The sequence below is a fragment of the Blastococcus sp. KM273128 genome, assembly GCF_021698975.1.
In the GTDB taxonomy this organism is placed as follows: domain Bacteria; phylum Actinomycetota; class Actinomycetes; order Mycobacteriales; family Geodermatophilaceae; genus Blastococcus.
In genome coordinates, this window is record NZ_SSXA01000105.1 from 1 (window position 1) to 11,060 (window position 11,060).

Below are 11,060 nucleotides of genomic sequence, written 5' to 3' on the forward strand. Positions count from 1 at the left end.
GGCCCCCGCCGCTCGGCCCGCCGCCGGCCCCGCCGACCGCCGGTGAGCCCCGGCGGCTCTCCCCCCGCGTCATCGCCGTCCACACCGCGACGTTCCGGCAGGCGCGGTCGTTCGTGCCGGCCGTCATCCCGCTGATCGCCGCCACCGGGTTCGACGGCGGGGCCCGCACGGTCGTCGCCCTCGTCGTCGGCGTCACCCTGCTCTCGCTGCTCACCGCGACGCTGAACTGGTGGCGGTTCAGCTACGCCGACGGGCCGGCCGCCGTCGTGATCACCCGCGGGCTGCTCGCCCGGTCGGTGCGCACGGTGCCCAACGACCGGATCCGCGGTGTCGACGTCGAGGCGCCGCCGCTGCACCGTCTCTTCGGCCTGGTCCGCGTCCGCATCGACGCCGCCGCGGGGGCGGTGACCGACGGCGACGAGGAGCTGCTGGTCGACGGCATCCCGCGCGCGGAGGGCGACCGGCTGCGGGGCGCCGTCCTCACCCACCGGGCCGCCGCGACGCCCGCCGCCGGCCCGGACGGCGCCCCGGAGGCCGAACCGGTCGAGGAGGAGTACGCCCGCTTCGACCACCGCTGGCTGCGCTACGCCCCGCTGGTCGGCACCTACCTCGCCGTGCCGCTCGCCGCCGTCGGCGCGCTGTTCCGGCTGGCCGAGGAGCTCCCCGAGCAGTGGACCCCCGAGTTCCAGGAGCCCGACCTCTCCGACGTGCGGCTGCTCGCGGCCGGGCTCGTGATCGCGCTGCTGGTGCTGCTCGTCGGCTCCGTGGTCGGCGCGGCCCTGGTCAACTGGCGCTTCCGGGTGGTGCGCCGCGGCGGCTCTCTCGTCGCCTCCCGCGGCCTGCTCACCCGCCGCCACACCGAGCTGGAGGTCGACCGGATCCGCGGCGTCACGGTCACCGACGGGCTCGGCATGCGGCTGGTGCGGGCGGCCCGGGTCAGCGCCCTGGTCACCGGCCTCGGCGACGCCCCCGGGCGCGGGCAGCTGTTCCCCCTGGGCCCCCGCACGGAGGCGTGGGCGCTGGCCCGGCGGGTCACCGACGGCCCCGGCCCGCTCGTCGCGCACCCGCTCGCGGCCCGCCGCCGCCGCCTGCTGCGCGCCGTCGCCGCCGGGCTGCTGGTCACCGCGGGAGGTGGCGTCGTCCTGGCCGGTGAGGGCGTCTGGTGGCTGCTGGCCGCCGGCGCCGTGCTCACGGTGCTCGGCATCCCCGTCGGGCTCGCCCGCTACCGCTCGCTCGGGCACGCCGCCGGGCCGCGCACCTTCGCCGTCCGCAGCGGCTGGCTGGTGCGGGAGCAGGCGGTGCTGGAACGGCGGGCGGTCGTCGGCTGGCAGGTCCGGCAGTCGTTCTTCCAGCGGCGGGCGGGCCTGGCCACGGTCACCGCCTGCGTGGGCGCGGGCAGCGGGGGCTACGCCGCCGTCGACATGGCCGCCGACGAGGTGCCCGGCTTCGCGCTGGCCGCCTCGGAGCCGTGGGCGGGCACGCTGGCCAGGTGAACGACCGGGGGCAGCGGCAACACCCCGGCGTTTTGTGCACATAACGCCGGTCGGGGGCTCTCCGCCGCTGGGCGGGCACGCTCGGCAGGTGACCGGGAGGGGAAGGCGCGCAAACCTTTCCGAGACCGGCGGTAGTCGATCACCACCCCGGGTAGCTGGCCCCGCGATGACGTCCTGGGGAGCTCAGCGCACCCGGCCACCGGTGTGCGGCACGGGCTCCGCGGCGCCCAGGCCCACCCGGCCGGCCAGCGCGGCCGCCTCCACCCGCGTGGTCACCTCCAGCCGGCGCAGCAGGTGCGCCACCAGCCGCTTCGTCGTCCGCTCCGAGACGTGCAGCGTCGTCGCGATGTCCACGGTGCTGGTACCGTCGGCGATCAGCCGCCACAGCCGCCGCTCGTCGGCGGTCAGCCGGTCGACGACGCCCTGCTCCCCCGTCGGCGCGGCGTCCGACAGCAGCTGGCGCAGCAGCGCCTCGGGCAGCACCGACCAGCCGTCGAGGACGGCGAGGAGCGGCCGCACCAGCGCCTCCGGGTCCGCCGTCTTGGGCAGGAAGCCCGAGGCCCCCGCCTGCAGCGCCTCGATCGCGGCGTCCGCCTCGGCCAGGCCGGAGAGCGCCACCACCCGCACCATCGGGTCCGCGCGCCGGATGGCGGCGATCGCCCTCGTCCCGCCCGGGGGCGGCATGTGCAGGTCGACGATCGCCACGTCGGCGTGGTGCCGCTGCACCATCGCGGCGGCGGCCGACGCGTCCTCCGTCGTCGCCACCACCCGCACCCGGCCCTCGCTGAGCCCCGGTAGCAGCAGGCTCAGCCCACGCGTGAACAACGGGTGGTCGTCCACGACGACCACGTCCACCGGCGGCCTGCGGTCAGCAGCGGCCACGTCGTCGGTCTCCCCCACATCACTCCTGACGGTCGGTGCGTCCCCGGCGCCGCTGACCGGACCCCCGAGGAGGTGCCCGTGACCCTGGCCGCCGACACGCAGACGTCGACGCGGAGCCGCGGACTGCTCAACGATCTCGCCCGGGTGCTGCTCGCGCACCTCCCGCGCCCGCACCGGACGACCACCCCCGAGCCCCCGAGCCCCGAGGACGCCGTCGTCCGGGCGCTCTGCCACGACATGCGCAGCCCGCTGGCGTCGCTGGAGGCCGTGCTCGGCTCCCTGGACCGCGCCCCCGGGCAGGCCGGCGAGTTGCTGGCCCTGGCGCGGGCGCAGACCGCGCACCTGTCGTCGATGCTGCGCACCGCCGACGCCACGGGGGGCGCCGTCCAGCGGTCCCGCGGCACCCGGACGCTCTGCGACGTGCTGCGGGCCTCGGCCGCGGCCTCCGGGCTGCCCCGCTGCCAGCTCGTGCTGGAGGTCGAGGACGACGCCGGGGACGTCGCCGTCGCCGACGCCCGCGTGCAGCGCATCCTGCTCAACCTGCTGGAGAACGCCCACCGGCACGGGGGCGGGGCGCCGGTCCGGCTCCGCGCGACGGCCCGGGGCGGGTGGGTGGACCTGGCGATCACCCAGGCCGGCGTCCCGGTCGAGCGGGTGCTCCAGCACCTGCGGGACGACCGCCCGCCGGTGGACCTCACCGGGCTCGGGCTGTGGTCGGTGCGCCGGCAGGCGGGCGAGCTGGGGGGCCGGGTGCTGTGGTCGGCGGACCGCGACGAGCTGACCCTGACCGTGCGCCTCCCCGACCGCTGAGATTGGCACCGGTGGGCCACGGGACGGCACCACCGGGCCACCCGGGGCGGGCAGAACTCCGTCGTCACCGCGAACGCGGTGGAGCGACGACGCAAGGAGAGCCCGTGTTCACGCACACCCAGGCCCTGCAGTACGAGGCCAAGCCTGACGGTCCCGACGCCGCGTTCGCCCGCCGGATGCAGGAGATCCTCGGCGGTCAGTGGGGCGAGATGACCGTCGCCACGCAGTACCTGCTGCAGGGCTGGAACTGCCGGCTGCCCGGCAAGTACAAGGACATGCTCCTCTCCATCGGCACCGAGGAGCTGGCCCACGTCGAGATGATCGTGACGATGATCGACCGGCTGCTGGACCACCAGCCGCTCAAGCCGGACGCCGCCGACCGCACCAACGAGGCGGCGGCCGGCTTCGGCAACACGAACCCGCAGCACGCGATCGTCAACGGCGGCGGCGCCTACTACCGCGACTCCATGGGGCTGCCCTGGAGCGGTGGCTACGTGACCGCTAGCGGCAACCTGATGGCCGACTTCCACTACAACGCCACCGCCGAGATGCAGGGCCGCCTGCAGGTGTCGCGGCTCTTCAACATGACCGACGACCCCGGGGTCAAGGACATGCTCAAGTTCCTCATCGCCCGCGACCACATGCACCAGATGCAGTGGCTGGCCGCGATCGAGGAGCTCAAGGAGGACGGGCTCGAGGGCATCCCGGTGCCGGAGGCCTTCCCCCTGGAGGAGGAGCCGGGCGACGCCGGCTACGCCTTCATCGTCGCCTCCGACGGGCCGGAGGCCGCCGCCGGCCGCTGGGCACGCGGGCCGGCCCTCGACGGCCGCGGGGAGATGACCGCCCGGCCGATCGAGGCCAGCGCGGACGCCCCGATCCTGCCCCCGGGTGACCCGCGGCTGTTCGGGACGCCGCAGATGGAAGGCCAGTCGATGCTCCAGAAGGCCAAGGACATGCTCAAGTAGGCCTCGGCCTCAACCCCTTGCGCCGTCGCCGTGCCGGTGGCCCGCCCCGCTCCGGGGCGCGGCCACCGGCCCGGCGGGCCCAGCCCCACCCGGAGGTCCTGCCGTGCACCTGCACCTGCCCCGCGTGCCCGTCCCCGCCGCCCTGCTCTCGCTGGTCTACCTGGCGGCGGTCGCCGTCGCGATCAGCGCACCCGGGCAGCACGCCCTCGCCGGCCTGGTCGTGCTGACCGGCCTGGTCGCCCGCTGGGTGGTCCGCGCCCGCCGGCCCGAGCCCGCGGCCGCCCCGGTCGCGCTCGCCGTCGCGGACGCCACCACCGCGGTCGACGTCGTCCTGCCCACCGAGCACGCCCCTGCCGCGGCCCCGGCCCACGCCACCGCCGCTTGACCCACCGTCACCCGAGGAAGGGCCGCCTGAGCAACCGTCGCCCGCCCCCCGGGCGCGCGGAACCACCCCCGTCCTCGCCGCACACCGCGAGGCCGGCGACCGCACCGCGAGGTCGACCCGTGGAAGCACGAGGCGCGCGCCCCCGCGAACGGAGACGCGCGCCTCGCGACTTGATGGAACGGCCTGGCTCCAGGGGCCCGCACCGAGCGGAGCGAGGTGTGGGGAGGAGCCAGGTCCTTCTTCAGTGGTTGACGGCCTTCTCCGCCCCGATGCCGGTGAGGGCCCGCACCTCGAGCTCGGCCCACTTGGCCTCGTTCGGCTTCTCCTTGGTGAGCACGGTGCCCAGGTACCCGAGGAGGAACGAGGCCGGGATGGAGACCAGGCCGGGGTTGCGCAGCGGGAACCAGGCGAAGTCGACGCCGGGGAACATCGACGTCTCGGTGCCCGAGACCACCGGCGAGAAGAGGATCAGGCCCACGCAGATGATCAGACCGCCGTAGATCGACCACAGCGCGCCCTGGGTGGTGAACCGCTTCCAGAACAGCGTGTAGAGGATCGTCGGCAGGTTCGCCGAGGCGGCCACCGCGAACGCCAGCGCCACCAGGAAGGCGATGTTGAGCCCGGCGCGCAGCGCCAGGATGCCCAGCCCGATGGAGACCGCGCCGATGACGACGGCGGTGATGCGGGCGACCTTGACCTCGCCGTTCGGCGGGACGTCACCCTTCTTGATCACCGACGCGTAGACGTCGTGCGCGAAGGACGCCGACGCGGTGATGGTCAGGCCGGCGACCACCGCGAGGATGGTCGCGAACGCGACGCCGGCGATGATGCCGAGCAGCACCGTGCCGCCGAGCTCGAAGGCCAGCAGCGGGGCCGCGGCGTTGACGCCACCGGGGGCCGCGACGATCGTCTCCGCGCCCACCATCGCACCGGCGCCGTAGCCGATGATCAGGCTGAACAGGTAGAAGATGCCGATCAGCCAGATCGCCCAGACCACCGAGGTGCGGGCGGCCTTCGCCGTCGGCACCGTGTAGAAGCGCATCAGCACGTGCGGCAGGCCGGCGGTGCCGAGCACCAGGGCCAGCGCCAGGCTGATGAAGTCCAGCCGGGTGGTGTCGCTGATGCCGTACTGCGCGCCCGGGTTGAGCACGCTCTCGTTGCCGGCGCTCTGCACCGCGCCGCCGAGCAGCGAGGAGAGGTTGAAGCCGTAGTCGGCGAGCACCCACAGGGTCATCACCAGCGCGCCGGCGATGAGCAGGCTGGCCTTGATGATCTGCACCCACGTCGTGCCGCGCATGCCGCCGACGAGCACGTAGAAGATCATCAGCGCGCCGACCACGACGACGACCAGCGCCTCGGCCACCGGGCCGCTCACACCCAGCAGCAGCGCGACCAGGCCACCGGCGCCGGCCATCTGGGCCAGCAGGTAGAACAGCGAGACCGCCAGCGTCGAGATGGCGGCCGCGGTGCGCACCGGCCCCTGCCGCATCCGGAAGGCCAGCACGTCGGCCATCGTGAAGCGGGCGGTGTTGCGCATGAGCTCGGCGACCAGCAGCAGCGCGACCAGCCACGCCACCAGGAAGCCGATGGAGTACAGGAAGCCGTCGTAGCCGTAGATGGCGATGGCGCCGGCGATGCCGAGGAACGAGGCGGCCGACAGGTAGTCGCCGGCGATGGCCAGGCCGTTCTGCTGACCGGTGATGGTGCGCCCGGCGGCGTAGTAGTCGGCGGCGCTCTTGTTGTTGCGGCTGGCCCGGAAGGTGATGGCCAGGGTGACGACGACGAACGCGCCGAAGATCGAGATGTTGATCGCCGGGTTGCCGATGGTGGCGTCGGCGGCGAGCAGGTCAGGCACGGGAAGCCCCCTGGGTGCGCGTGTGGGTGTCGTCACCGGCGTGGGCGCCCGGTGCGTAGTCGTGGGCCTCGAGGCGCTCGCGCATCTCGTCGGCGATGGGGTCGGTGCGCTTGTTGGCGTGCGCCACGTAGAGGTGCGTGATGACGAACGTGGTCACGAACTGACCCAGCCCGAACAGCAGGCCGACGTTCACGTTGCCGAACACCTGGGTGGACATGAAGTCCGAGGCGTACGTCGAGAGCAGGACGTAGAGCAGGTACCAGACGAGGAATGCCACGGTCATCGGGAAGGCGAAGCTGCGGAAGCGCTTCTTCAGCTCCACGAACTCCGGTGAGTCCTGCGCAGCGCGGTACTCCTCGGGCGTCAGCAGACGCCGTTCCTGTGGATCGGTCACGGTGCGAGCTCCTGGGTGGTCTGAGCGGGGGCGTCGACATGCGGACGGGCGGAACTGTGAGCCCTGTCACGGTAGGGGCGCGCCCTCCGGCGGGAACCCCGGTCGCCCGCCCGCTGCGCCGAGCGGCGATCAGGAGTCGGCGTGCGGCAGGTCCGGCGGGACGAGCGGTCGGTCAGCGGGGCAGGACGCCGCGGTCGAGCTGCACGGCCTCGGGCGTGTGCAGCCGGACCATCGTGCGGGCGGCGTGCCGCGGCACCCGCCGGGGCGTGGCCAGCGAGATGCCGACCATGGTCAGGAAGGCCAGCGGGACGGTCCAGGCCGCGGGCTGGGCGAGCAGCGCCCCCGGCCACCCGGCCGGTGCGGCGCCGAGCAGGGTGGCCAGCACCGCACCGCCGGCGCACCCGCCGCCGACGAGCATCCCGGCGATGGCCCCGGCGTCGGTGAGCCGACGCCACCAGATGCCGAGCACCAGCAGCGGGCAGAACGTGGAGGCGGCGAAGGCGAACGCCAGCCCGACCGCCTGCGCGACGCCCACCCCCTCGGCGAGCAGGGCCAGGCCCAGCGGCACGAGGACGGCGACCACGGCCCCGGCCTGGAAGGCGCGCACGCCGCCGAGCCGGCGGCCCAGCACGTCCTGGCTGATGACGCCGGCCACCGCGACGGTCAGCCCGGACGACGTCGACAGGAACGCCGCGAACGCCCCCGCGGTGGTGAGCGCCGACAGCAGGTCGCCCAGCGTGCCCGCCAGCATGCGCGCCGGGAGCTCCAGCACCACCGACTCGGTGTCCCCGCTGGCGATCAGGTCCGGCGCGTACAGCCGGCCGAGCCCGCCGTACACCGGTGGCAGGAGGTAGAACAGCCCCAGCAGCGCCAGCACGAACAGCGTGGTGCGCCGCGCCGCGGCCCCGTCGGGGTTGGTGTAGAAGCGCACCACGACGTGCGGCAGCCCCATCGTGCCGAGGAACGTGGCGACGATGATCGAGTAGGTGGTGTAGAGGCGGTGGTCGCCGGCCCCGGCCAGCGGCGACTCCCAGGAGTCGCCCGGGGTGGTGCCGGTCGAGGCGGGGGAGACGGCGCCGTCGCCGAGCCAGATCGTCACCATGAACAGCAGCGGGAACAGCAGGGCGGTGAGCTTCAGCCAGTACTGGAACGCCTGGACGAAGGTGATGCTGCGCATCCCGCCGAACAGCACGTTGACCAGCACCACGGTCGCCACGAGCACGCCGCCCAGCCACGCCCCGGTCCCGGTCGTGGCGGCCAGCGCCAGCCCCGCCCCCTGGAACTGCGGCATGAGGTACAGCCAGCCGATCGCCACGACCAGCAGCGCCGACAGCCGGCGCACGCCGCGCGACTCCAGCCGGCTCTCGGCGAAGTCGGGGAGCGTGTAGGCCCCGGAGCGGCGCAGCGGCGCGGCGACGAGCACCAGCAGGACGAGGTAGCCCGCCGTCCAGCCGACCGGGTACCAGAGCATCTCCGTGCCGAACGCCAGCACCAGCCCGGCGACGCCGAGGAACGACGCCGCCGACAGGTACTCCCCGCCGATGGCCGAGGCGTTGAGCCCGGGCCGCACGGTGCGGGAGGCCACGAAGAAGTCGCTGGTGGTGCGGGAGAACCGCCAGCCGTAGGCGCCCACCGCCAGCGTGGCGACGACGACGGCCGTCACCGCGAGGAGGCTGTAGCCCGCGGCGCTCACGACCGGTCGAGGACGTCGGTGAAGGCCCGCTCGTTGCGCTCGGCGGCGCGGACGTAGAGCCAGCCGATCGCGAACAGGAACGGGTAGACGGCGAACGCCAGCAGCAGCCACGGCAGCGGCACGGCGAGCACCTGCACCGCGGACAGCTCGGGCGCCAGCCAGAACAGCAGGGGGATGCCGCCGACCACCACGACGAGGGTGGCCAGCGCCAGCAGCGCCAGCCGGAGCTGGGAGCGCAGCAGCGAGCTCATGTACACCTCGCCCAGGGCGGTCTGGGCGTCGATCTCGCGGGCCGCCGGGACCTGCTGCACGCGCGCGGCACCGGTGCGCGGGCTGGTGACGCGCACCCGGCGGGGCGGGGTGTCCGGCACCGTCAGCCCCGGCCCTGGGTGCCCGGCCGGGCGCGCCGCACCAGGAGGTCGCGCAGCTCCCGGGTGTGCCGCCGGCTGACGACCAGCTCGGTGCCGCCGACGACCACGGTGCACCGGCCGCCGTCCATCCGGACCTCCTCGACGTGCTGGAGCGCGACCAGCAGCGACCGGTGGATCCGCACGAAGCCGGCGTCCTTCCAGTTCTCCTCCAGGGTGGTCAGCGGCACGCGGACCAGGTGGCTGCCCGACGCCGTGTGCAGCCGCGCGTAGTCGCCCTGCGCCTCGACGTACCCGACGCTGGAGCGCGGGACGAACCGCGTCACACCGCCCAGCTCCACGGCGATGTCGTCGTCCACCGGCGCGGCCCCGCCGCCCCGCGCGCCGACCACCCGGCGCACCGCCTCGGCCAGCCGGTCGTCGCGGACCGGCTTGAGCACGTAGTCGACCACGCCGAGCTCGAACGCGTCCACCGCGTGGTCGTCGTAGGCGGTGACGAAGACGACCGGCGGCGGCACCTTGAACCGGGACAGCACCCGCGCGAGGTCCACGCCGCTGAGGCCGGGCATCCGGATGTCCAGGAAGACGGCGTCGACCGACCGCTCCTGGAGCAGCCGCAGCGCCTCCGTGGCCGAGTCGCAGGCCAGCACGGTCCCGATGCGCGCGTCCCGCTCGAGCAGCCAGCGCAGCTCCTCGAGGGCCGGGCGTTCGTCGTCGACCACCAGGACGGTCAACCGGTCTGCGCTCACGGCACCTCCTCGCCGGCGGTCGTCGGCGTCCCGGCGGACGACGCCGTGCGCCTGCGGCACCGTCGCACGCCCGGTCACGGACGCACCCCGGGCGCGAACTTGGGGACGCGCACGATGACCTTGGTCCCCGCGCCGGGGGCGGTCTCGACGACCAGACCGTAGTCGTCACCGAACGCCGTGCGCAGCCGGGCGTCGACGTTGCCCAGCCCCACCGAGTCGACCGAGACGTCGCCGGCGAGGGCCCGCCGCACCTTGTCCGGGTCCTCGCCGATGCCGTCGTCCTCCACCGAGATCAGGCACTCCCCGGCCTGGTCCGCGGCGATGATGGTGACCGTCCCGGTGCCCGGCTTGCGCTCCAGGCCGTGCCGCACCGCGTTCTCCACGAGCGGCTGCAGGCAGAGGAAGGGGACGGCGACGGGCAGCACCTCCTGCGCCACCCGCAGCGTGACCTGCAGCCGGTCACCGAAGCGCGCCTTCTCCAGCACCAGGTAGCGCTCGATGGAGCGCAGCTCCTCGGCCAGCGTCGTGTACTCGCCGTGCTTGCTGAAGGAGTACCGGGTGAAGTCGGCGAACTCCAGGAGCAGCTCCCGGGCCCGCACCGGGTCGGTGCGGACGAACGAGGCGATCGCGGTCAGCGAGTTGTAGATGAAGTGCGGGCTGATCTGGGCCCGCAACGCCCGGACCTCGGCCTCCATCAGCCGGGTCCGCGAGGCGTCGAGCTCGGCCAGCTCAAGGTTCCCCGAGACCCAGCGCGCCACCTCGGTCACGGCCCGCACCAGCGCGGCGGACGCCGAGGAGGTGAACGCCTGCAGGGTGCCGACCACCCGGTCCTCCACGACCAGCGGGCTGATCACCACCTGCCGCAGCCCGCACCCGGGGTCCGAGCAGGCGAAGCTCCTGCGGTCCAGGACCACCGTGCCGCCCGACTCGACGACGACGGCGGCGAGGGCGGCCGCGTCCTGCTCGTGGTGGCCGAAGCGGCCGTCCCAGGCCAGCGTCGTCACGGTGTCGGTCAGCGCGACGGCGGGCACCCCCAGCAGGTCCCGCAGGTGCCGGATCGCGCGCCCGGCGGAGCCGCTGGTCAGCCCCTCGCGCAGCTCCGGCGCCGTGAGGGAGGCCGAGTGGAGGGTGCGGAAGGTCGCCTGCTCGGCCTCGGTGCCCAGGTGGCCGGGACGCAGCCAGCGCAGCGCTCCGCGCAGCACGGCCCCTCCCTCCGGCGGCCGCCGGTCGGCGGCCCGGGTGCAGCGCGCACCCGGCTGTGGTCGGGGTCACTGTAGAGATCGCGCGCCGGCGCCGTGGCCGCGACGGGGGCAGACGTAGCCGATTCGCTCCACCGGCGTAACGCCGCGGGCACACGGCCCGGGTGCAATGGCTCATGGTCGCGATCAGCGCTCTGCCGACGGGGTGGTTCGCGGTGGCCCGTGCCGCCGACGTGGGGACGACGCCGGTGCCGGTGGGTGCCGGCG

11 protein-coding genes are annotated in these 11,060 nt (G+C 74.6%); 4 read left to right on the top strand and 7 right to left on the bottom strand.

Features of this window, described 5'->3' with window-relative positions:
• A partial coding sequence (locus tag E9529_RS20050) for a PH domain-containing protein (protein WP_255709623.1) occupies positions 1 to 1,493 on the top strand: 1,493 nt, incomplete at its 5' end.
• A gap of 183 nt (positions 1,494 to 1,676) precedes the next feature.
• On the opposite strand, the gene E9529_RS20055 is transcribed toward E9529_RS20050, so the two are convergent.
• Positions 1,677 to 2,375: a response regulator transcription factor gene (locus E9529_RS20055; RefSeq protein ID WP_236833034.1), complete on the bottom strand. Its 699-nt coding sequence runs from the start codon at positions 2,373 to 2,375 to the stop codon at positions 1,677 to 1,679.
• A gap of 78 nt (positions 2,376 to 2,453) precedes the next feature.
• Between E9529_RS20055 and E9529_RS20060 the strand changes: the two genes are divergently transcribed.
• The 3 genes from E9529_RS20060 to E9529_RS20070 all read left to right on the top strand — a co-directional run bounded on the left by E9529_RS20060 (position 2,454) and on the right by E9529_RS20070 (position 4,535).
• The gene (locus tag E9529_RS20060; RefSeq protein ID WP_236833035.1) at positions 2,454 to 3,185 is read left to right on the top strand and encodes a sensor histidine kinase KdpD; all 732 of its coding nucleotides are present in this window, start codon (positions 2,454 to 2,456) and stop codon (positions 3,183 to 3,185) included.
• 104 nt (positions 3,186 to 3,289) lie between these two features.
• On the top strand, positions 3,290 to 4,150 hold the full coding sequence (locus E9529_RS20065; protein WP_236833036.1) for a manganese catalase family protein: 861 nt from the start codon (positions 3,290 to 3,292) through the stop codon (positions 4,148 to 4,150).
• A gap of 103 nt (positions 4,151 to 4,253) precedes the next feature.
• Complete coding sequence (locus tag E9529_RS20070; protein WP_236833037.1) at positions 4,254 to 4,535, top strand: hypothetical protein; 282 nt, start codon at positions 4,254 to 4,256, stop codon at positions 4,533 to 4,535.
• Between the two features lie 241 nt (positions 4,536 to 4,776).
• Here the strand turns inward: E9529_RS20070 and E9529_RS20075 are convergent, their stop codons facing one another.
• The 6 genes from E9529_RS20075 to E9529_RS20100 all read right to left on the bottom strand — a co-directional run bounded on the left by E9529_RS20075 (position 4,777) and on the right by E9529_RS20100 (position 10,796).
• Positions 4,777 to 6,390 carry a cation acetate symporter gene (locus E9529_RS20075; protein WP_236833038.1) on the bottom strand — a complete coding sequence of 538 codons (1,614 nt, stop codon included), beginning with the start codon at positions 6,388 to 6,390 and terminating at the stop codon, positions 4,777 to 4,779.
• Positions 6,383 to 6,784, bottom strand: coding sequence for a DUF485 domain-containing protein (locus tag E9529_RS20080; RefSeq protein ID WP_236833039.1), 402 nt, complete (start codon positions 6,782 to 6,784; stop codon positions 6,383 to 6,385). Before E9529_RS20080 ends, E9529_RS20075 begins: the two co-directional genes overlap by 8 nt.
• Before the next feature lie 172 nt (positions 6,785 to 6,956).
• Positions 6,957 to 8,477: a cation acetate symporter gene (locus tag E9529_RS20085; protein ID WP_236833040.1), complete on the bottom strand. Its 1,521-nt coding sequence runs from the start codon at positions 8,475 to 8,477 to the stop codon at positions 6,957 to 6,959.
• On the bottom strand, positions 8,474 to 8,848 hold the full coding sequence (locus E9529_RS20090) for a DUF485 domain-containing protein (RefSeq protein ID WP_236833041.1): 375 nt from the start codon (positions 8,846 to 8,848) through the stop codon (positions 8,474 to 8,476). Before E9529_RS20090 ends, E9529_RS20085 begins: the two co-directional genes overlap by 4 nt.
• Positions 8,849 to 8,850: 2 nt before the next feature.
• Positions 8,851 to 9,594: a LytTR family DNA-binding domain-containing protein gene (locus E9529_RS20095; protein ID WP_236833042.1), complete on the bottom strand. Its 744-nt coding sequence runs from the start codon at positions 9,592 to 9,594 to the stop codon at positions 8,851 to 8,853.
• A 74-nt stretch (positions 9,595 to 9,668) separates the two neighbouring features.
• Entirely contained in the window at positions 9,669 to 10,796 is a 1,128-nt protein-coding gene (locus E9529_RS20100; protein ID WP_236833043.1) for a sensor histidine kinase, read from the bottom strand.
• Positions 10,797 to 11,060 lie beyond the last annotated feature (264 nt).